Genomic DNA, 21707 nt, shown 5'->3' on the forward strand with positions numbered 1-21707 from the left:
CCGCTAAAATTACCAAAAAATCAGTTGACCCCATGAGTGCCGAAGATAAAATAATAGAGAAAATTACCCTCCATAGAGATATCAAAAATTTAGTAATACAAGAGTTATTGGCAGCAGGCGTTCAATGCCAAAAAACAAACTTTACCGATCCTAATGGCGATATATTAATTGTCAACCCAAGCGATGCGGCTAAAGTTAAAGAAATTATCCGCAATATTCAAAAACAAGCCAACAGCTAATTATTTTAATGGATAACCTTTATATCGAAATAAAAGCCCGCTATGTTGACTCAGGTGATGCCAAAAGAATCATTGCAAAAAAAGCTATCATTGGAGTTAAGCTGTTACGCATTTAAAAGTCATTTTGTAGGGTGCGTCAGATTTAGATATTTTCCTTTCTACATAGGCTTTACCGTCTGACGCACCCTACTCGTTAATAAGTGATTTAAATGCGTAACAGCTTATTACAACAGACAAAATTTCTAAACCTGCTAAAAAATTATTGGATGAGGCAGGTATAGCATGGGCAGAAAATGTTTCTAGGGAAGATTTTAATAAACCATTGAGTTAGGGAGATATAACTTATGTTAGATATCAGCTTTTATACCGCTAACGGCGAAACATCTTATCATGTGGAAGTTGCTGAAAATTTTTTAGAATGGTTAGCACGGTCGGAATTTGCCAAAATTGGTGAAGAAAAGCCTGTGAAAATTGCGATCGATGGAGAAAAAGAGACTTTGCCGCTAGTCAAGCTAGGTAAAAATAATCGAAAAAAGCTGATAGAATTTTTCAATGATTCTATTATTAATGAAACCAAAGAAATTTTGAATCAATTAGGCGAATCTTTAATGAAAAATGAGAAGATATATCGCCTGCAAAAACTTATAGAGTTACTGGACTGTATTAAAAATGAAAAGTATCAGTATCTTCAGCGAATATAATATTGGCTAATGGTGGCTCAAAATGTAGCGAAAAAGCTTCACTCAGATTACTCAATGCTTCTGCTTCAGTGTCACTTTTATCTTCTTTTAAAATTACTTCCGAAAACATTTCAAAATTCATAATTAACCTCTTTTAATTGGGCAGAAGCGTTACAAACCTTGTCTCATTAGAAAAAGAATCGACAATCCAGAAAGTCGCTACTTGAATACTAACTGCACTAGGGCCTACTAATACACCTTCAATTTTATAGATATTACCAAAAGAAGTTTGTCTATCTAAAGTTGCTTCATTTATTAATAAGCTTTTTAAATCACGTTCCAGTCCCGGTCTAAAAAACAGACTCTAATTAATAAAGTCTGTTTTAAAATATCACAAATAATCATTAGCAACCTGTCAAAAATTCACCGTAAACATAACCTTGAACTGGTTGAGAAATTTGCACCCAGCCATTAGGAAAACGCCTGACAACTGTTACTGTTGTATCATCGTCTAATTGTTCAATCACAGGGCCGTAAATTCGCGATCGCACGTTAAGTTTATAAACAACATTTTCGCCAGAGGTATTTTTGGCAACTACTTTGGCGCAAGTTCTTTTAGCGGTCGCTTGTTTGTGATTTGTAGTTTTTCTGGCTACTTTCTGGGAACTTTGGCTAACGCGAGAAGTTTTTGTACTAGCATCAGCGGTTAATCCGATCGCACTACCCAGCAAAGCAAATGTTAATAGTGCGATCGCAGTAGCAGACTTTTTCCCTACTTTCTTGATTTCCATAATGGCAAATCCTTTTGTAAGCTCATTCTATTGATTAACGAATCTATAAATTTCTTGATTCTTCATTTATATATAGAAGAGTCAATTTTTCTTACACAATACCTTAAAACTAGTTTTTTTATCTGTCAATAACTATACAAGTAAAGTAACAAATTCAAACAGAAAGAGTGAAGAAAAACAAATAAATGTAAACTTGTTCTTCTTCCTCATTTCCTAATCATTTTTCTGAGTTATCTTTGCTGATTATGCCAAGCAAAAGTGCATTAACCAGTCACAGATCTGGGGCAAGGACGGAGGTATCTAGTGGTAACATAACCTCCTGTAGCAAGTCTTACCCAACCACGGCGATAACTATTAGGAATTACACGCAGGTAAGCACCATTGTAAGCATGACCAATGATCCGACCACCGGGCGATCGACGAATGCGAAGTCTGCCCCCATTAGTAACAACTCGACTACAAGCTGTGCGACGTGCAACGACTTCCTCGTAATAGATTACACCATTATTAAATGATGTTTCTGTAGTTTCCAAAGGTGGGAAATATTGAGTTGATGCGGTGCTAGGTTTCACACCAAAACCAAAAGAACTCAATGTAGAAAGAGAAACTAAAGTTAGTGTAGCTACACACTTTTTCCAAGCATTCATGTTTCTAATCTCCTCTAGTGACAAACGCAATTTAGGCTACTTGTTACCCATTCAAAGGTAAGGTTTAAACAACCGGATTTTTTGCCTAGAAAGCTTTAGAAAAATGATCTTGTTTATCCTACCATCTTTTTTCCAAAACACAACCCAAGTCCACTTAAATGGACTCAATAATTAAGGGGTGACAAATGTAATTTACTATTATATAATCACGCTTTTTTAGGTTTTCTTAACTATGTTCAAACTTCACCAGAGAATAAATTATCTGGCGATCGAGTTGTTGATGTTATAAGTCAAAGACCCTGATATATTTGTAGAGACGGGTGAGTGGTGAAATTGTTCCTCCAGTCGATCAATTTACCAAAAATTGCCCAGAAAAAACCCAGTTCCTAAAGAAACTGGGTTAGTTGAATAGTGAATTGAAAATTTATTCAAGCTATTGCACAGATGCGAGTTGATAATTCTCTTCCTCCTGGTGTTTGGCTTTGGCTTGTTTCACTGTTGCCAACTGTGTTAATAGTTGATCTCGGACTTCATGGCGATATTTAAAAAAGTGTTCGCCGACTCCTAACACCGTCATATAATCATAAAATAGACGGGGTTTGCGAAGTGCGATCGCTAAAAACTGCCCCCAAAACAGCCAGCGAGTCGAACGCAAAACACCCTGTCGCCAACAAACAGCAGAAAACAACCTTAACTCCTTAGAAGTAATCTTCGGCATCAATCTACCGCGCCAACCATTCATCATCATAAAATGACGAAAAGTGCGTTTTAAAAATGGCATTGGTTCGTAAATATTCCAAAACGCATCAATGTATTCCTCAACTAATTCTTCCACAGGTCTTGTCGGTACAAAATTCATAATTGCCCCTTGGTGAAACGTTCCCAAACCGTTCATCAAACGACCTTCTTTTTCCAATCTTTGCCACAATTGAGTATTTTGTAAAGCTTGCAGCAAACTAAACTGACCTTGAGGAATACCCGTAGCAGTAATAAACTCTTGAATCCGTTTACCAGCACCCGGACGTTCGCCATCAAAACCCATAATAAAACCGGACATTATTTGCAGTCCGGCTTGAGTAATTTTTTGGCAAGATTCAACCAGAGGATGGCGTGTATTTTGATTTTTGTGGATGCCCAGCAAACTTTCTGTATCCGGGGTTTCAATTCCCATAAATAAGATTGTAAACCCAGCTTTCACCATTAACTCGATCATCTCATCATCTTCTGCTAAATTTAGAGATGCTTCGGTTAACAGAATAAATGGATAATTTCTTTCCTCCATCCAAGGAATCAAGGCTTTTAAAAATAGTTTGGCATTGCGACTATTGCCGATGAAATTATCATCCACAATAAATACATAACGATACCAACCCATTTGATACAGCACTTCCAATTCTGCTAACATTTGTTCCGGCGTTTTGGTGCGCGGTTTGCGTCCGTACAGATTGATAATGTCGCAAAACTCACATTGGAACGGACAACCTCGCGAAAACTGCACAGTGATTGCTAAATAAGCATCCAAATCTAACAAATCAAACCGCGGAATCGGAGTTTGGGTAACATCTGGTTTTTCCCCAGAACGGAAAATTCCTTGTTCGTCTCCCCGTTCCAAAGCTGCTAAAAACATGGGAATTGTGCATTCACCTTCATCTAAAATCAGGTAGTGGGCTCCTGCTTCCAGTGCAAACTCCGGTACGGAAGTGGGAAAAGGCCCACCAACGGCGACTTTTTTCCCTAAAGCAATACCTTTTTGAATTAAGTTGCGAAAGTCCGCTTTCTGCACAATCATGGCTGAGATGATTACAATGTCGCACCATGCCCAGTCTGCTTCAGTTTCGGGTTGCACGTTGCGATCGCTAAACCGAATTTCCCACTCTTTCGGCAACATCGCTGCTACTGTAATCAATCCTAACGGCGGATTGGTCGATCGCAAACCCGCCAAATGCAAAGTTTCTTGGTAACTCCAGAAAGAATTCGGAAAATGGGGCCAAATTAGTAAAGCTTTCATCTCTTTAACCTCTTGAAGTTGCTGTCAAAGGCAGAAGGCAGAAGGGGAAAAGTTTTGAGTTAAAGATTCTCCTTGTGCCCTTGTCCCCTTGTCCCCTTGTCCCCCTGCCCTGCTCCGTATAAAAGACTAGTAAATTGAAAAAAAAGACTGTAAAACTGTGAGAGCTTGAGATTTAACTGTGCAAGCACCCTAATACGGCAAAAAATTGCTTGGTTTCCAGCTTACTTCCCATTTCTTCAAAAAGAAAAGTGGATTTGAGTAAATTTTTGTGAACTTCTTTGCAGACGCTTTAAGAAAATTGGCGAAAACTTCAGAATCAAAAAATGTAAAACTAGTTAAGTGAATTATTTAGGCAACCTTTAAGTAGGTTTCAGACAGTCTCAAAAATTTATGGCGAAACAGCGAGTTCTCTCTGGGGTTCAACCAACTGGCAATCTTCACCTGGGTAACTACCTGGGAGCGATTCGCAATTGGGTAGAAGGACAGAGCGAGTACGATAACTTCTTTTGTGTAGTTGATTTGCACGCGATTACGGTTCCCCACGATCCGGCTACATTGGCAGAGAATACATATAAAATTGCGGCTTTGTATCTTGCTTGCGGCATAGATTTGAATTATTCGAGTATTTTTGTGCAGTCACATCTTCCCGCCCACAGTGAATTAACTTGGTTGCTAAATTGCATTACGCCTTTAAACTGGTTGCAAGATATGATTCAGTTTAAAGAAAAGGCAGTGAAGCAGGGGGAAAATGTTAATACTGGTTTGTTGGATTATCCGGTATTAATGGCAGCGGATATTTTGCTTTACCAAGCTGATAAAGTGCCTGTTGGTGAAGACCAAAAGCAGCATTTAGAATTGACTCGTGATATTGCGGTGCGGTTTAATCATTTGTTTGGTAATGGGAAAAAGGTGTTAAAGTTGCCCGATCCTTTAATTCGATCGGAAGGTGCAAGAGTAATGAGTTTGACGGATGGGACGAAGAAAATGTCTAAGTCCGATCCTTCGGAATTAAGTCGAATTAATTTGTTAGACTCGCCGGAAGAAATTCAAAAGAAAATTAAGCGGTGTAAAACCGATCCGGTGCGAGGTTTGTCTTTTGATGACCCGGAAAGACCGGAAAGCCGAAATTTGTTAACTTTGTATATGCTACTTTCTGGTAAAACTAAGGAAGAAGTGGCTGCAGAATGTGCGGATATGGGTTGGGGTCAGTTTAAGCCTTTGTTGACAGAAACGACAATTAATGCTCTGAAACCGATTCAAGACAAGTATTATGCGGTGATGAATGAAAAGGGTTATCTGGAATCTGTGTTGCGCGAAGGGAAGGAAAAGGCTGGTGCGATCGCCAATCAAACCCTAGCAGAAGTAAAATCCGCAATGGGCTATTCCCAACCTCTTTAACTCCCATATCCCGTACTCGTAGGACAGGCATCTTGCCTGTCATTTTCATCAGTGACAGGCAAGATGCCTGTCCTACAAGATGTTCTACCTGCGATCCTTCTCCGAACAACCCAAATTACTTGACTTTTATCTTGAATTAGTGTGGCTGTTAGGTAGCAATGTGAAAATGTTATATCTGAAACACTAGCGCACAACTGAATTGATTATGCACAGCACGCAATACCCAAAAGCCTTGAATCACTTTCGTCACGCTGTTAAAAGCGGAGAATTTTTGATTACCGCTGAAGTTTCACCACCAAAGGGAGGTGATGCAACTTCGATGCTGAAAATGGCGCAACTCCTGAAAGGTCGAGTTCATGCGGTAAATATTACGGATGGTAGTCGGGCGGTGTTGCGGATGTGCCCTTTAGCCGCTTCGGTGATTTTGCTGCAACATGGGATTGAACCAATATGTCAGGTTGCTTGTCGCGATCGCAACCGCATCGGATTACAAGCCGATCTCATGGGTGCTAACGCCCTTGGTATTCACAATATTTTAGCCCTCACTGGCGATCCTGTAAAAGCCGGAGATCATCCCGATTGCAAAGCAGTTTTTGATTTAGAATCTGTGCGCTTGCTACAATTAATTGACAAAATGAATCATGGTTTTGATTGGAATGATAAACCGTTAACTGATGGGGCGACTGATTTATTTGTTGGTGCAGCTGTCGATCCGCAATCACATAGTTGGTCAGGTTTACAACGACGTTTTGACCGAAAAGTACAAGCTGGGGCGCAGTTTTTCCAAAGTCAATTGATTGCGGATTTCGATCGCCTGGAAAAGTTTATGAATCAAATCGCAGTTAGTACGAATAAGCCGATTTTAGCCGGAATTTTTCTGATTAAATCAGCTAAAAATGCCCAATTTTTAAATCGCTGTGTACCGGGTATTGAAATTCCGCAATCGATTATCGATCGCCTAGCCGCTGCCAAAGATCCCTTGCGCGAAGGAATGAAAATCGCCGCCGAACAAGTAAAAATGGCAAAAGACATTTGTCATGGTGTTCATTTGATGGCAATTAAAAGAGAAGATTTAATTCCCGAAATTTTAGATATGGCAGGAATTTCTCCGGTGGTGTAGGGGACTGGGGATTAGGGACTGGGGACTGGGAAAGATAGACTATTTTTTGGATTTTGAATTGGTTTGATTTCTCCTATTCCCCAATTCCCAATCCCTAATAATTTCCACTCCATTTCTGAAGTTTTTTCTGAGCAGATAGAAGCAATTGTTGTGCTTCTTGGTAAGCAGTTGTTCCAGTTTTCACCTTCTGTAAATCATCGATAATACTTTGAATTTTGCTAATCATTTGATTGCGATCGCTATCTCCAGAAGTATTAGCTAGTAGATATTCAATCTCTCGTTTAGCTTGTTGCAAAGCAGTTACAGAAGCTTCCTCTGTTTGTTTTCGCATTTGCACAATAGCCAGATTAGATTTATAAGTTGCTAATAATTTTTGCGCTTCTAAAGAAGAACTATATCTAGCAGTAAATTGCTCAAGTCGATTAATTGCTTCTTCCCATTGTGATTCTACTTTTTGCCATTGTTCAACTGGGTGCGGAGGATTCTGTCCTAGTTTAGCCGCCTCAAAAGCGAATTGTTTGGCAGCTTCAATCCCAAAAAACTGTTGATATTCTTGCTCATAATTTCTCAGTTTAGTATCTGCTAATTTTCCGGCTAAGGTATTAGAAGAAATTTGTTTTAGTTGATTTAAAGCTGAATACCAAGATGCTAAAACTGTCGATCGATCTTTCGCCTGCCCCTCTTGATACTGTTGTTTCGCCTGATTAATTGCTTGTTCAGTTTGATTTAATTGTTCTTGAGCCTGTGTTTCTTGAAAAATTTGTGCTTTTAATCTTTCAACTTTAGAACGCAACGAAGCAAATTGATCTTCGTAAACTTTTCTTTGCTCATATCTCCATTCACCTTTGTAGTTTCGATAAGGTTGGTAATCTCGGTAATGGGAAACAGGCAGTTTAGCTAAATGTTTATTGGCTTCATTCAACTTCTCTTCACCTAATACTAAATCAGCAGAACTAGTGGCTTGTTCAATTAATCTTTCTGCTTGTTCTGCTAATGATATTGCCCGTCGATAATGTTCCTCTTGACTCATAAAATTTATCAAGGGATTGGGCAAATTCCACCTTTTATTTTTTCCTGGCTGCTCAGATTTTTGGGCTATTGGTTCAGGAGTTCGAGTCTGGATAAAAGTGCCTATTGTTGCTAGTGCTACAATTGTTCCGACAGTGAGTATACTAAAAAGTGTAATTTTGCGCCAAACGCCACCCGGACGGTTAGCTTTTGCAGCTTCACTTAAAGACTTCTGGCTAAACTGAGGATAAGTGATAATGACTATTTTCCTTAATTCCTCTTCAGATGCGGGTGTACCATCTTGCGATCGCAGTTTTTCCAAGTCTTCCAGTACCATTTTTTGTTCTATTTTGCTCAAAGCATCTTTTCCAGCGCACTTTTCCACTTCAGTATGCAAAATTTTCCAAGTACGATTATTTAAACGAGACATAATCAGCACCTAACCACTAAAATTAGTATTCCCACCTAGCTCAGCCAAAATTTCAAGTAAAATTAATTGCTGAACTTTTATTTAGAGGAGAGACACAGATGAAGCGGCGTGGCGTTACCGTATGGTTTACTGGTTTAAGTGGTGCGGGAAAAACTACAATCAGCAAGGCGGTAGAACAAGAATTGCGAGAACGCAAATACTTAGTAGAAGTTCTCGACGGTGATATTGTGCGTCAAAACTTAACCAAAGGTTTAGGTTTTAGCAAAGAAGACAGAGACGAAAATATTCGCCGCATTGGTTTTGTCGCACATTTGTTAACCAGAAATGGTGTAATTGTTTTAGTTTCGGCAATTTCTCCTTATCAGGAAATTCGCCAAGAAGTAAAATCAAAAATTGGTGATTTTATTGAAGTTTTTGTTAACGCACCTTTGGAAGTTTGCGAACAAAGAGATGTTAAAGGACTTTATAAAAAAGCTAGATCTGGGGAAATCAAACACTTTACTGGAATTGACGATCCTTACGAAATACCAAGCGATCCAGATGTAGAATGTTGCACTGATTTAGAAACAGAAACCGAAAGTGTAGCCAAAGTTTGGCAAAAACTACAAACTTCTGGATATCTTGATTAAATAGATAATTCTGTAGTAATTACTTGTGATTTCCCACTAATTACTACCATTATTAAACAATGTTTTTCTACAAATTTTCTACGCTAAAAACTAGGGGATCGGCTCATTTTTTTGAGTAAATTGTGAACCAGCCAAATCAACTAAAGCATCACGTTTAAACCTGAGTGTGCGAGAAACCGAGATGCGATAATGATCGGAGGTGAATACTGATAGTGCAATATTATTCGTGTGACCGGAATCTAGAATGCGTTTCACTGTACAGATCTGCATCTTGTTATTGCAGTAAGCAATGATGCGATCGCCCATTTTGATATCCAACGCTTGTATTTTCAAGTTCGATTCAACCTCATCAAGGACTTGGCTTACTTAGTTCTATTGAGCAGTACTTTTGCTATCAAGCCCGCGATTTACGTTCCTGTTTACCATAACACATAAATCAAAATTTCCCTATTTCTATCGATAGAGGTATTCCTTGTCAAGGGGACTTATACTTAAAGCCCGATAATATTGGTTTTTTAAGATGTTAGCTTTATTAACAACTTCGATCGCATTGCCCCGCGACCTGATCGATGGTCGCCAGCTACGAAGTATTATCCCCACAATCGATCAATCTATGCACGAGCACCATACTTGTCTTTGTTGCTCAAACATTTTACTACGTCATATTCGCATAGGAGGTATTTATTGGCGTTGTAGCCACTGTTATCAAGAAATGCCCATTTAAAAACTTTTGCACAGACAGATTCGGCTGATGGATAAGCTAATTCAAGCCGATCGATTTCTGGTATCTGTCGATCGAGAGAGTGAACTGAAACAGTACTAAGGATCTAAAGAATGAAAGCATTATTGCTCTATCCTCAGTTTCCCCAATCCTTTTGGTCTTACGATCGCTTCATGGAAATAGCTGGATTTAAAGCAGTTATTCCACCTTTAGGAATCATTACAGTTGCCGCCCTCTTGCCCAAAGAATGGGAAATTAGATTTTGCGATCGTAACGTTAACCCAGAAACAGACGCAGATTGGCAATGGTGTGACTTAGTTATTCTCTCCGCCATGCTGGTACAGAAACCAGATTTCCACGCCCTAATTCAAAAAGCCGTAAAATTAGGCAAAAAAGTCGCAGTTGGTGGCCCCTATCCCACATCTCTTCCCCAAGAAGCCCTTGACTCAGGCGCACACTACCTGATCCTCGATGAAGGAGAAATCACAGTTCCACACTTTATCGCAGCACTTAATCAAGGTCAAGAGCAAGGAATTTTTCGCGCCCAGGAAAAACCGGATGTCACCCAAAGTCCCATGCCTCGCTTCGATCTCCTGAAACGCGATGCCTACTTCATGATGGCAATTCAGTTTTCTCGCGGTTGTCCCTTCAACTGCGAGTTTTGCGATATCATAACCCTCTACGGTCGCAAACCTCGCACCAAAGAACCGAGTCAAGCAATAGCCGAATTGCAAAAGCTGTATGATTTAGGCTGGCGAGGTTCACTCTTCATCGTTGATGACAACTTTATTGGCAATCAGCGTAACGTCAAACGCTTTTTAAGAGAATTGATTCCTTGGGTAAAACAACACAATTACCCTTTCACTTTCATGACTGAAGCTTCTGTAAATTTGGCAGAAGACGATGAACTGTTAGATTTAATGAATCAAGCCGGATTTTATGCCGTATTTCTTGGCATTGAAACCCCAGATCAAGATAGTTTGAAAGTAACTCACAAACTACAAAATACTCGTCATCCTCTCATCGAAGCTTGTCGCAAAATTAATCAGGCAGGTATGCTAATTTATGCAGGATTTATTCTCGGTTTTGATGGCGAACGTTCCGGCGCAGGTGAGCGAATTCAAGCATTTATAGAAAAAAGCAGTATTCCTCAACCTATGCTAGGCATTCTCCAAGCTTTACCTAATACTCAATTATGGCATCGCTTGGAAAAAGAACAACGTTTAGTAGAGGGTGTTGGTATTACTAAAGTGGGAGATCAAAATACTTTGATGAATTTTACCCCCACTCGTCCCGTCGCTGAAATTGCCAAAGAGTATGTCGAAGGTTTCTGGAATTTGTATGAACCAAAAAACTATCTGAAACGCTGCTTTAAGCAATGTCTCAAGATTAATTCACCAGCAGAACGAAAACAAACAATGCAATTTCCCTTGGGTAAGGGTTTGCGATTAGTTTCTCAAGTAATCTGGCATCAGGGCATACGCAGACCGGAAATTCGCCAACAGTTTTGGCAACAACTATTAACAATTGTCTTAATAAAGCCGCAAGTTTTAAATATGTATTTGGGTTTATGTGCGGCTGGAGAGCATTTTTGGGAATACCGAGTTTTAGCCAGAGAAAGGATTAGCGAACAGTTAGGTTACGATCCACTAAAAGTTACTGTAAAACCTGAAAAAGAACCAATGCTTGTTAGGTCTTGATTTTGATTCAGGATTTACTTAGGTTGGGTTTTGTCTTTTCTTCAGATCAAACGCAATTATTTTGATATCTGGCAAAAATTTGTTTTTTACCACAGATGAACACAGATGTTAATTAACTCAAGTTGCTAGTTACAAATCTGGCTCTTTCTTAGCCCCCCTTATTAAATCTGGCTCTTTCTTAGCCCCCCTTATTAAGGGGGGTTGGGGGGATCTAAACCTAGTAATCACAGCGTTAGATCCCCCCTAACCCCCCTTAGTAAGGGGGGAACCAGAGGAAGCTTCACTATTAACATTACGGAGGGAACAGGAAAGAATTAATAACTAGCAAGTTGCGTTGATAAGGATTTTTGGAGGATACAAATGTAAAATGACAAATTACATATACCTAGTCATTTGTACGCGGTAACGTTCTTTTTTCGTTACGGCGATTTCCCCAACTTCTAAACGTCCTTTGCCGCGAATTGCGACTAAATCACCTGACTTTAATTGATAACTTGCTTGGGTGATTTCTTTCCAATTTACTCGCACATCACCACCATCAATTAAATCTACCATTTTGCTGCGAGACATTCCAAAACCAGCAGATGCGATCGCATCTAACCGCAAAGAAGCTTCTACCGTAGTTAACTCTTTCTTCTTCGGTTCTCTAATCTTTAATTCGCTGATTTCAATGCGTTGAGTTCGCACAGGAACCGATCGCACTTGTTCCAAATGCGTCTCCAAATATTCCACCATTTCAGGAACCACAATTGCTTGAGCACCTCTTTCACCCAAAACAATTAAATCACCTGTTTTTTCCCGATTAATTCCACATCCCAACATAGAACCTAAAAAATCTCGGTGAGTTGCGGGATCGAATAAGAAATTACCAGCAATTTCTAAAGCCGCAATTTCCACTTGGGAGATGTCTAAAGGGAGTTCGGAACGAGCGATCGCCAACCGCTGTCTTTCCGCCTGGGGATACCCACCCCAAGCCAACAAATGCACCTCCGTCAACTTACTAAACATTTGCTGACTTTCCGCCAACTCTGGCGGCGAAAGAAAATCAGAAAAAACAATTTCCCAAGTTTTAATCGCCTGTTCAGCTAAATCAATTATCCTAGCTGCACAGTCTCGATTTTCTATTCCTTTTAACAGTTCTTCTCTAGGTAACATCTGACAATTTTAGATTTTAGCTTGATTAACTAATTGCCATTTCCATACTTGAGTCTTGGGAAGTTCGGGAACTTCTACCAAGTGTAATCGCTCCATACCTAACTTTTCCAGAATTCGCGTTGAAGCTAAATTATCGATCGGACAATGAGCCACAATTCTCCTTAACTCCGGGTGAGAAAAAGCCCAATTTACCACAGCTTGCACCGCCTCGAAACCATAACCTTGATTTCGATAAGCAGCAAACACCTCATAACCAATTTCTAAACTTCCCGACTCATCAGGCTTACCACCAAAACCCAAATCACCAATTAAACAATTTTCTTGACTTTGAATCATCAACCAAACACCCCAACCCAACATTGTCGGATCGTCTACCAGCATTTGAGCATACATTGGTAAAAAATCTTTCACCTCCGTTTTTTGCCAATCTTCCGGTACCCGCGCCCCCAAAATTTCACCGACTAGCGAGGGATTAAAAATACTCACTTCCGCCACATCCAAAGGGCATGGAATTAACTTTAAGCGTGGCGTTTCGATTTGCAAACTCCTGGTAGGATGATCTTTAGACATTTTGATCGGCGTAGCCTTGTATGTTTTCTGGTTCAAACTGACGGAGAATATTAGTAGCTCGGCGAGTCAAAGTTTCCGACCCTTTCACTACTATTAAATATTTACCAGCATTCAAACGATTGCGATAGGGTAAAGCATCACCACCACCAAAAATTAAACCAGTACCTCCACCAGCCAAAATACTACCCATTCCGCCACCAATAGCCCCTAAAAGCCCGCCAACTAAATGATTCCCCACTTCACCAGCCCAAGCAAAAGTATTTAACCCAGTGATTAAGCTAAAAGCAGCACCAGCAACAAAACCAAATGGCACTAACCAAATTGCCATAAATTTGGTTTGTTTCAGAGCTTCTTCATTGGGGTCAATTAAACCAAATTCATCAGCACTTTTGTACCCCCTGCCCAAGATGGTGACTTTATCCATCGCAAAACCTTCTTTTTCTAAAGCAGAGTAAGCTGCTTCCGCCTGAATACGATCGCCCAAAACGGCAACAAGGTAAATCATAGACTCAACAAAACTGGTTACTTTTAACAGAGTAGCAGTGAAGGGAGCAGAGGGGCAGGGGAGCAGGGGGGCAGAGGGGCAGAGGGGCAGAGGAGAATTTAAAACTCAAAACTCTCCCCACCTCCCTTCATCTAAAAACTTTCTAGCGAATCTCAGTTGGTAATGCCGTTTGCCGCTAGAATGACCTACTGTAGATATTTTTCAAGGTGGCAAACTAGTCCAAAAGGCAATGACTACGCAGATGAAAAAGGTGAAAAAAGCTTTTCTCCTTCTGCCTTCTGCCTTCTGCCTTGGAGCCTTCTTACACAGGTAACTGCAAATATTGCTGTAATCAATATTGATTGGCGGCAGAGAAATTCCGCTTTAAACTCACTTACTACTCATGTCCAAGGTTCTCGTATCCGATCCCATAGACCAAGCTGGCATCGACATCTTATCCCAAGTAGCCCAAGTTGATGTAAAAACTGGGCTACCCGCAGAAGAGTTGGTGAGGATCATTCCCGAATATGACGCACTAATGATCCGTTCCGAAACTCGCGTCACCCAAGAAGTGATCTCAGCTGGTAAACAATTAAAAATTATTGGTCGCGCCGGGGTTGGTGTTGATAATGTAGATGTACCTGCGGCAACCAGACAAGGTATTGTCGTAGTTAATTCCCCGGAAGGAAATACGATCGCCGCAGCCGAACACGCGATCGCTCTCATGCTATCACTCTCTCGTCTGATCCCCGATGCCAACACCTCTGTTAAAAGTGGCAAATGGGAACGAAAAAAATTCGTTGGCGCAGAAGTTTACAAAAAAACTCTCGGTATTGTTGGCTTGGGTAAAATAGGCTCTCACGTAGCCGCAGTCGCCAAAGCAATGGGAATGAAACTATTAGCATTCGATCCATTTATTTCTACAGAACGGGCTGAACATATCGGCTGTCGTTTGGTAGATATGGATATGCTATTGCGGGAAGCTGATTATATTACCCTGCATATCCCCAAAACTCCCGAAACTGCCCATTTGATTAATGCTGAAGCTTTCGCCAAAATGAAACCCACCGCCCGCATTATCAACTGCGCTAGAGGTGGCATCATTGATGAAGCAGCTTTGGCAGAAGCAGTTAAAGAAGGTAAAATTGCGGGAGCCGCTTTAGATGTATTCGAGAGCGAACCTCTGGGCGAGTCGCCATTACGCGATCTGGGCAAAGAGGTGATTTTGACTCCGCACTTGGGCGCTTCTACCGCTGAAGCACAGGTGAATGTGGCGATCGATGTAGCCGAACAAATCCGCGATGTATTATTAGGATTACCCGCCCGCAGCGCCGTCAACATCCCCGGTTTGTACCCCGATGTTTTGGAAAAACTCAAGCCTTATCTGCGACTAGCGGAAACTTTAGGCAATTTAGTCAGCCAACTTGCAGGCGGAAGAGTCGAAAGTCTCAACGTTCATTTGCAGGGAGAATTGGCAAGTAATGACAGCAAACCTATAGTTATCGCCGCTTTGAAAGGTTTACTTTACCAAGCACTGCGCGAAAGAGTCAATTACGTCAACGCTAGTATTGAAGCCAAAGAACGGGGAATTCGAGTTATTGAAACGCGAGATAATGCAGTGCGTGACTATGCTGGTTCCTTACACTTAGAAGCCAAGGGATCTTTAGGCGAACACTCAGTTACAGGTGCTTTGTTAGGTGATGGGGAAATTCACATTACCGATATTAATGAATTCCCGATCAACGTGCCGCCCACTCACCATATGTTATTTACTCTGCACCGCGATATGCCGGGAATTATCGGCAAAATCGGTTCTTTACTAGGCAGTTTCAATGTTAATATTGCCAGTATGCAGGTAGGTCGCAAAATTGTCCGTGGTGATGCGGTAATGGTGCTGAGTCTCGACGATCCCCTACCGGAAGGAGTGTTAGCGGAAATTCTCAAAGTTCCCGGAATTCGCGATGCTTACACTGTAACTTTGTAAATTTTTAGAATAGTTTGTAGTTTGCAGTTTTGAGTTTTGAATTAACTAAAACTCAAAACTCAAAACTCAAAACTCAAAACTATTCCTCATGTCTGGGTGTTAATCTGTCGCGCAATTTTTGAAACATGGCAAACAGTTGGTGGGAACTACAAATTTTCTGCGATCCAGTTTTAGAAGAAGCAATATTCTGGCGATTAGAAAATTTTGGCTGTCGGGGAAGTGCTAGTGAAATTAAAGGACATCATTGCTTGGTTAGAGGTTATTTACCCCAAGAACAAGCAGAATTATTGGATTTAGCGGCGCTTTCTTTATGGTTACGCCAAGATGCGCTGATTTTGGGTTTCCCAATCCCGGCGATGCAATGGCATTTAATTGATGAGGAAGATTGGTCAACTAGCTGGAAGGCACATTGGCAACCGGAGGAAATTGGCGATCGCTTTTTAATTAACCCCGCTTGGCTACCAGTTCCCACCGATACCGATCGCATCGTCCTCCGCCTCGATCCCGGTGTGGCTTTCGGTACGGGTAATCACGCTACTACTCAGCTTTGCCTAGAAGCTTTGGAAATGCGCTTAACCGATCCCGAAACTGAGAATAGCTTAGTTGTGGCAGATATCGGCTGTGGTTCTGGTATCCTCTCGGTAGGCTCGGTGTTACTAGGTGCTCAAAAGGTTTACGCTGTAGATGTCGATCCTCTAGCAGTACGTTCTACTCGCAGCAACCGCACGCTTAATCAAGTCGCTGCGGAACGTTTAATTGTCGAACAGGGAAGTGTCGATCGCTTAAAACAATTAATCGATAGTCCGGTAGATGGTATTGTCTGTAATATTCTCGCGGAAGTAATTATTGACTTGTTGCCGCAAATGGGGGCGATCGTTAAACCTACCACCTGGGGCATTCTCAGTGGCATTCTCCTAGAACAAGCCAAACCTGTCGCCGATGTTTTAGAACAACAAGGTTGGATCGTCGCTACCCTCTGGCGCAGACAAGAATGGTGCTGCTTCAACATTCGCCGCAACTAAAAAATTATTAATTATTTTATACCTCTATAATTAATAAAGAAATTTTAAGAATATTTGAAAGATTGCAATAGCATCTTGGCAAATAAAAATTTTTAACTTGTAATTTTTTATTCCTACTATCAGACTAACTAACTCAAAGAAAGTACATACATTAAAGACATTATTATTTACAATTAATCAGCAATCAGGATACATTTTGTACCTAATCACCAGTCTATAATTAAGAAGCAATCAACTAGGTTTAATCGATTTAACTGTGATACTTATCACAGCAAAGTCAGTGAGAGAGTCACCGAGTAGATGAATTTTCGCTCACTTAATTCATTTGATAGCATCACTTTTAAAGGGCAGGCTGCATCACTACTCCTCCGGGAGATTTACAGGATAGTTAAAATTGTTGAGTTAAGCAAAACCAGCAAAAATGCCTACCTATTTTACAGACTCCAAACAATCAAAACCCATAAAACCATCAATTGATACTTCAAATCCTATTCCCCAATTTTTGGATAGCCAACTAGAGCAAATTCCTGTCCGTTATAAAGGATGGAAAATCAGTACAAAAGTGATTAATGGCAAACTTTGGTTACGTTGGCAACATCCCCATGAAAATTTTCCTCGCTATGGTTGTCCAGTCAGCGAGGAGGGATTGGAAGTTACAATTAACAATGTGAAGTTTCTCATCAACTTAGCCAATAAGCTAGAAGAAGAATTAAAAATCAAAAGTTTGCACCGTCGTTAATCTTCTATTTACTAGCCAAAAATGTCTGTAAATCAGGTATATCTACCCAAAGTCCAGTATCATTGGATTTGTGAGTTAAATCCATTAATAATTGAGAATAAACGCCTTCTTTTAAGGAAGGTGTCTGCGCTGCGCCGAGATTAATTCCTTTTACCCAGCTATCAACAACTCGGATAAAAGGTGCAATTCTGCCATCTGTGTAATTTTTGGGAAAAACTAGTCTGTTAGGAATTTTCACTTCTGAAAGGTTTTTTCCTGCGGGTGCGGCTAAGAGACGAAAACCGTGAACATAATCTTTTTGGTTATCGCTACCTAAAACTAGGGTACCGCGATCGCCATAAATTTCCACCCAATGCCCTCGTCCTTGATGAGTTACGGAACTAATACAAACTTGGCAAGGTGTCCCATCTGCCAACTCTAGCATCAACATACAGGTATCATCAGCATCCACAGGTTTCATTTCACCTGTGTTGGGGTCGGGACGATCGGGTATAGTGGTAATTAATTTTGCAGATAAACGGCGAATCGGGCCAAATAACCAACTAATATAATCAAAAGCGTGGGAAGCTACCGCCCCTAAAGCGCCACCACCTCGATCTTTTCGCGCATACCAGTTCCAAGGGCGCGTTGCGTCAGCACGACTAGAAACCAACCAATCTATTTTAATTAATCGCTTGTTTCCTACATAATTTTCCGCCAACATTTCTGATAGCATCATCCAAGCAGGTACGAAGCGAAATTCAAAATCCATATTGGCGATCGCCCCACGATCGTTCGCCAAGTGATATAATTCCCTAGCCTCAATAGCCGTCAGAGTCGTCGGCTTTTCTAATAATAAATGTTTCCCCGCTTGCAACACCTGACTCGCCATTTCATAATGTAAAAATGGTGGCGTAGAAATACTGACAGCTTGTACTTCTGGTAAAGCAAGAATCTCTTCGATCGAAGTACAACCATGCGGAATATTATATTTAGAGGCGATAGTTTTTGCCTTAGCCAAATCGCGATTATAAACCGCAACAACCGCAGTATTTGGGTTTTCTTGCAATCCGGGAATATGGACTTTTTCGCCAAATCCAGTTCCGATAACGGCAACCCCAACTTTTGAATTTCCCATAGATGCTACAAACATGAACTTATCTTAAGAAACGAATAGTTAAAGGATAGACGTAGAATTCACCTTTTTTGGCTTTGCGAGCCGCAATAATGACTAAAATCAATTGAGCAATAGCTAGAATTACAGCTAGTAAAAAACTGAAACCTACCAAACCTAAACCAAACACAGCACCCCCAGCTTGACTATCAGTTGGTTGATTAGGTGCAGTAATTACAGTTAATCCAATAATTACCCCTACCACTATTAAAATTAGTGCCAGGATAAAATTATAGAGAGTGAAAGAAAGCTGAAAATTGAGCGACTCTTTTCCCTGTGCATCAATAAACTCATGGTCTTTTCGCTTGTACAACCAAACAATTAAAGGCCCAATAATGTTAAGAACAGGAAAACTTAAGCCAACAAACATTAAAGGTATCCAAACTAGGGAAGAGAGATGAGCCCACATTCCCCAGGTACGAATTTCTTCAGTCTCGTTACTGTGTGTCATGGCTAATAGTTCCAGAGTTAGGGGTAGAGGCGAAGCATTCAGGCGAAAATTTATAATTTAAAACCGCAAATTTTTGCCCGAATACTTCGCCTTTACTCGTTTAGTTAAGCCAACTTTAGCATTACTTTTTTGGGTGTTGTTCTATCCATTGAATTACTTGATAACCTAGTTGCGTACCGCTTAAGCGATCGATTTCTCGAATACCTGTAGGACTAGTAACATTCACTTCGGTTAGGTAGCCACCAATCACATCCAGACCAACAAAAATTAAACCATCTTTTTGTAACACAGGAGCAACTTGGGCGCAAATTTCCCGTTCCCGATCGGTAATTTCCGTAACTACAGCTTGACCACCCACAGCCATATTACCGCGAAATTCTTTACCAGTAGGAACCCGATTTACCGCCCCAATTGGTTCACCATTAAGTAGGATAATTCGTTTATCTCCTTCCTTAGCAGCGGGTAAATATTCCTGTACCATTATCGGGATGCGACCTTGTAAAGTGCTCAGTTCGATTAAAGAATTAAAATTGCGATCGCCCGGTTCCAAAAACAAAATTCCTTCCCCCGCTTTACCTCCCAAAGGTTTCACAACTGCCGCCCCTTTTCTCTCCACAAACTGCCGAATTACCAATTTATCAGGAGTAACAATTGTTTCCGGTATCACCTCAGTAAACTGAAGCGCATACATTTTTTCATTAGCGGCTCTAATCCCTTGAGGAGAATTAATTACCAGCGTTTTTTCAGGATTAATGTAATCAAGAATATAAGTAGCATAAAGATAAGGAATCGTCACCGGAGGATCTGTTCGCATCAAAACAGCATCCATACTTTCCAAAGCTTGAAAAATACTTTCTCCTAACTCAAACCAAGGCTGAGGAATTAACCAACGTCCATCGACTAATTGTACCGGAGTCAGTTGCACCCTTTGCAAAACCGCCCAAGCTTGACCATTAACCACACTTAAACTTTCCGCTTGGGTAATCCAAACCTCATGACCCAACTGTTGAGCGGCTTCCATTAACGCAACGCTGGTATCATGTCCAGGGTCCAACTTTTGAATTGGGTCAATAATAAAAGCAAATTTCATCGTTTTAAGATTAGTCATTAGCTATCAGTCATTGGTCATTGGTATTAATAACCAAGACCAATGACTGATAACTATACCAGGAGTGGGTCAAGTTTACCTTGCCTATCTAGGGCATGAAGGTCATCACAACCGCCAATATGCTGGTCATTAATGAAAATTTGCGGTAAAGAACGTCGTCCGCGAGCACGTTGAGCCATTTCCTTTCGTGCTGCTTCATCGCCATCAATACAGTATTCCGTAAACGGAACTGCCTTTCTGTCCAGCAAATTTTTGGCACGAATGCAGAAGGGACAACTACTCCAAGTGTAAATTTCTACGTTAGCAGCCATTGTATCCTGAAAATGTTAAGCAATATTACATCATAGTTTAATCGTATCAAGTAAATTTAGTCCCCTGCATATAAAAAGGAAAAAATTAGGACTAGAAGCAATCTCACGCTTCCAACCCTAATTTTTGGCCCCACTTCAACCAGAAACCCAAAAACTAATTAGTCTCTTTTAGTCAAACTCTTACGATGGCTACCATCTTAAAAATTTATTATGCTTGAGCTAAGCTGCTGTGCTTACGTAGTTTGAGCGCACTAATAGCAACTACACCCAAAGCCAATGTTGTGGCAGGTTCAGGAATTTTTCTCGGACCACCACCACCGGAGGGGGGTTGAGTTGTTTTTGGCCCAGCAGTTCCTCTACCTGTACCGCTATCACCATTGAAATTTTGCCCGTCAGCAGAAGTACCATTAATGCTTTGATAACGAACTCCAAAGTTGTTCAAAGCCATTCTTTGTACTTCGCCGTCCATTGCCAGGGTCGCTGTAAACTTGCTAGTTTGAGGATTGCTGGTACTGGGATTATTGTCAACGCCACCGTTACTGCCACCTTGACAGGTGTTACCATTGGTGAAGCAAACATCAACATCACCAAATTTGTTAGGGAAAGAACCGCTTCTGTCCTTGCTAAAAAGCCCTGTAGTGCGAGTCTTGCCGCTACTGTTACCAGTATCATTTCCAATTCCAAGTAAGGAAAGTTTAGAGCCTAAACTTGTACCGTTAAAGTTGAAAACATCGAACCCTAATGCGGAAGTTCTACTTAAAAGGTCGCCAGAGGTGGTATTAGTCAGTGTAATTTCAAATGCTGCCTCAGTTTTTGACCCTAGAGCATTAAACCCTAAAAATTTAAAGATGGCTTCGGATGTGAGTCCAGAAACATCTGTTTCGCTGACGTTACCTTCAAAGAGTACTTTGAACTCTTGACCAATATCCTCAGTATCAATACCAACTCCATCGTCAATGAAATCAAAACCTAAAGCGGGGGCGGTATTGAGGGAGAGGATTTGAAATGCTGCTAGTGCAGATATAGTGACAACTAGTTTTGGGAAGTGTTTCAACATTTTCATTTAACCGAATTTAGAACAGTTTGATTACGAGACTAATTTTTGCTATAGATGCGATCGCCTGATGACCGAGTTTAGTTTTTGTAATTAGTTTGGGGATTGACCCCAAGCTAAGAGTTAAGGAAAAAGTTTTTTACTGGTTGTTTAACAGTTAACCGATAAAGTCTACTGCTTTCAAATCTAATTTAGACAACTCAGAAATGCTTTGTCCACAATAATTAACGATCTTCTTGATATCTTCATATAAGCTGAGAAATCAATTATCAGTCGTTCAATGTTTTGATTCTATAGCGACAATT

General features: G+C 40.6%; 25 protein-coding genes. 10 read left to right on the forward strand and 15 right to left on the reverse strand.

The window, feature by feature from the left end:
* Positions 1-32 precede the first annotated feature (32 nt).
* Positions 33-239 (forward strand): hypothetical protein, encoded by a 207-nt coding sequence (locus ACE1B6_RS11495; RefSeq protein WP_413257366.1) that lies wholly within the window; start codon positions 33-35, stop codon positions 237-239.
* Between the two features lie 344 nt (positions 240-583).
* Positions 584-940, forward strand: a complete 357-nt coding sequence (locus tag ACE1B6_RS11500) for a hypothetical protein (RefSeq protein ID WP_413257367.1) — start codon at positions 584-586, stop codon at positions 938-940.
* Here the strand turns inward: ACE1B6_RS11500 and ACE1B6_RS11505 are convergent.
* From ACE1B6_RS11505 to ACE1B6_RS11525, 5 genes are all read right to left on the reverse strand, one after another.
* Positions 903-1061 (reverse strand): hypothetical protein, encoded by a 159-nt coding sequence (locus ACE1B6_RS11505; protein ID WP_413257368.1) that lies wholly within the window; start codon positions 1059-1061, stop codon positions 903-905. The two genes, ACE1B6_RS11500 and ACE1B6_RS11505, sit on opposite strands and share 38 nt — an antisense overlap.
* 12 nt (positions 1062-1073) lie before the next feature.
* Positions 1074-1280 carry a DUF6883 domain-containing protein gene (locus ACE1B6_RS11510; RefSeq protein WP_413257393.1) on the reverse strand — a complete coding sequence of 69 codons (207 nt, stop codon included), beginning with the start codon at positions 1278-1280 and terminating at the stop codon, positions 1074-1076.
* Positions 1281-1323: 43 nt separating this feature from the next.
* A complete protein-coding gene (locus ACE1B6_RS11515; RefSeq protein ID WP_413257369.1) occupies positions 1324-1710 on the reverse strand; it encodes an SH3 domain-containing protein in 387 nt (128 codons plus the stop codon).
* Positions 1711-1973: 263 nt separating this feature from the next.
* Positions 1974-2357, reverse strand: a complete 384-nt coding sequence (locus tag ACE1B6_RS11520; protein WP_413257370.1) for an SH3 domain-containing protein — start codon at positions 2355-2357, stop codon at positions 1974-1976.
* A gap of 433 nt (positions 2358-2790) precedes the next feature.
* The gene (locus tag ACE1B6_RS11525; RefSeq protein ID WP_413257371.1) at positions 2791-4365 is read right to left on the reverse strand and encodes a B12-binding domain-containing radical SAM protein; all 1575 of its coding nucleotides are present in this window, start codon (positions 4363-4365) and stop codon (positions 2791-2793) included.
* Positions 4366-4755: 390 nt separating this feature from the next.
* Here ACE1B6_RS11525 and trpS point away from each other — a divergent pair, with 390 nt between their 5' ends.
* Both trpS and ACE1B6_RS11535 read left to right on the forward strand, forming a co-directional pair.
* Positions 4756-5763, forward strand: a complete 1008-nt coding sequence (gene trpS, locus ACE1B6_RS11530) for a tryptophan--tRNA ligase (protein WP_413257372.1) — start codon at positions 4756-4758, stop codon at positions 5761-5763.
* A 205-nt stretch (positions 5764-5968) separates the two neighbouring features.
* Complete coding sequence (locus tag ACE1B6_RS11535; RefSeq protein ID WP_459563011.1) at positions 5969-6883, forward strand: methylenetetrahydrofolate reductase; 915 nt, start codon at positions 5969-5971, stop codon at positions 6881-6883.
* Between the two features lie 94 nt (positions 6884-6977).
* On the opposite strand, the gene ACE1B6_RS11540 is transcribed toward ACE1B6_RS11535, so the two are convergent.
* A complete protein-coding gene (locus tag ACE1B6_RS11540; protein ID WP_413257373.1) occupies positions 6978-8321 on the reverse strand; it encodes a GumC domain-containing protein in 1344 nt (447 codons plus the stop codon).
* Between the two features lie 98 nt (positions 8322-8419).
* Between ACE1B6_RS11540 and cysC the strand changes: the two genes are divergently transcribed.
* Entirely contained in the window at positions 8420-8950 is a 531-nt protein-coding gene (cysC, locus tag ACE1B6_RS11545; protein ID WP_413257374.1) for an adenylyl-sulfate kinase, read from the forward strand.
* A gap of 90 nt (positions 8951-9040) precedes the next feature.
* Here the strand turns inward: cysC and ACE1B6_RS11550 are convergent, their stop codons facing one another.
* The gene (locus tag ACE1B6_RS11550; RefSeq protein ID WP_413257375.1) at positions 9041-9283 is read right to left on the reverse strand and encodes a hypothetical protein; all 243 of its coding nucleotides are present in this window, start codon (positions 9281-9283) and stop codon (positions 9041-9043) included.
* A gap of 187 nt (positions 9284-9470) precedes the next feature.
* Between ACE1B6_RS11550 and ACE1B6_RS11555 the strand changes: the two genes are divergently transcribed.
* Both ACE1B6_RS11555 and ACE1B6_RS11560 read left to right on the forward strand, forming a co-directional pair.
* Positions 9471-9674, forward strand: a complete 204-nt coding sequence (locus tag ACE1B6_RS11555) for an eL43 family ribosomal protein (RefSeq protein WP_413257376.1) — start codon at positions 9471-9473, stop codon at positions 9672-9674.
* A gap of 110 nt (positions 9675-9784) precedes the next feature.
* Complete coding sequence (locus tag ACE1B6_RS11560) at positions 9785-11371, forward strand: B12-binding domain-containing radical SAM protein (RefSeq protein WP_413257377.1); 1587 nt, start codon at positions 9785-9787, stop codon at positions 11369-11371.
* Between the two features lie 375 nt (positions 11372-11746).
* Here the strand turns inward: ACE1B6_RS11560 and ACE1B6_RS11565 are convergent, their stop codons facing one another.
* The 3 genes from ACE1B6_RS11565 to ACE1B6_RS11575 are packed head-to-tail and all read right to left on the reverse strand — an operon-like array spanning position 11747 to position 13601.
* Complete coding sequence (locus ACE1B6_RS11565) at positions 11747-12526, reverse strand: photosystem II S4 domain protein (protein ID WP_413257378.1); 780 nt, start codon at positions 12524-12526, stop codon at positions 11747-11749.
* A 9-nt stretch (positions 12527-12535) separates the two neighbouring features.
* A complete protein-coding gene (locus ACE1B6_RS11570; protein ID WP_413257379.1) occupies positions 12536-13096 on the reverse strand; it encodes a GNAT family N-acetyltransferase in 561 nt (186 codons plus the stop codon).
* On the reverse strand, positions 13089-13601 hold the full coding sequence (locus ACE1B6_RS11575; protein ID WP_413257380.1) for a hypothetical protein: 513 nt from the start codon (positions 13599-13601) through the stop codon (positions 13089-13091). The genes ACE1B6_RS11570 and ACE1B6_RS11575 overlap by 8 nt, the downstream gene beginning before the upstream one ends.
* 382 nt (positions 13602-13983) lie before the next feature.
* Here ACE1B6_RS11575 and serA point away from each other — a divergent pair, with 382 nt between their 5' ends.
* The 3 genes from serA to ACE1B6_RS11590 all read left to right on the forward strand — a co-directional run bounded on the left by serA (position 13984) and on the right by ACE1B6_RS11590 (position 17325).
* The gene (gene serA, locus ACE1B6_RS11580; RefSeq protein ID WP_413257381.1) at positions 13984-15564 is read left to right on the forward strand and encodes a phosphoglycerate dehydrogenase; all 1581 of its coding nucleotides are present in this window, start codon (positions 13984-13986) and stop codon (positions 15562-15564) included.
* 125 nt (positions 15565-15689) lie between these two features.
* Complete coding sequence (prmA, locus tag ACE1B6_RS11585) at positions 15690-16586, forward strand: 50S ribosomal protein L11 methyltransferase (protein WP_413257382.1); 897 nt, start codon at positions 15690-15692, stop codon at positions 16584-16586.
* Between the two features lie 421 nt (positions 16587-17007).
* Entirely contained in the window at positions 17008-17325 is a 318-nt protein-coding gene (locus tag ACE1B6_RS11590) for a hypothetical protein (RefSeq protein WP_413257383.1), read from the forward strand.
* A gap of 4 nt (positions 17326-17329) precedes the next feature.
* Here the strand turns inward: ACE1B6_RS11590 and ACE1B6_RS11595 are convergent, their stop codons facing one another.
* From ACE1B6_RS11595 to ACE1B6_RS11615, 5 genes are all read right to left on the reverse strand, one after another.
* Entirely contained in the window at positions 17330-18457 is a 1128-nt protein-coding gene (locus ACE1B6_RS11595; RefSeq protein WP_459563012.1) for a Gfo/Idh/MocA family protein, read from the reverse strand.
* A 4-nt stretch (positions 18458-18461) separates the two neighbouring features.
* Complete coding sequence (locus ACE1B6_RS11600; protein ID WP_413257384.1) at positions 18462-18929, reverse strand: DUF4870 domain-containing protein; 468 nt, start codon at positions 18927-18929, stop codon at positions 18462-18464.
* 121 nt (positions 18930-19050) lie between these two features.
* On the reverse strand, positions 19051-20019 hold the full coding sequence (gene gshB / locus ACE1B6_RS11605) for a glutathione synthase (RefSeq protein WP_413257396.1): 969 nt from the start codon (positions 20017-20019) through the stop codon (positions 19051-19053).
* Between the two features lie 71 nt (positions 20020-20090).
* The gene (grxC, locus tag ACE1B6_RS11610) at positions 20091-20348 is read right to left on the reverse strand and encodes a glutaredoxin 3 (protein ID WP_413257385.1); all 258 of its coding nucleotides are present in this window, start codon (positions 20346-20348) and stop codon (positions 20091-20093) included.
* Between the two features lie 208 nt (positions 20349-20556).
* Complete coding sequence (locus ACE1B6_RS11615; RefSeq protein ID WP_413257386.1) at positions 20557-21405, reverse strand: cistern family PEP-CTERM protein; 849 nt, start codon at positions 21403-21405, stop codon at positions 20557-20559.
* Positions 21406-21707: the final 302 nt, after the last annotated feature.

The organism is Floridaenema fluviatile BLCC-F154, assembly GCF_041929135.1.
Lineage (GTDB): Bacteria > Cyanobacteriota > Cyanobacteriia > Cyanobacteriales > Aerosakkonemataceae > Floridanema > Floridanema fluviatile.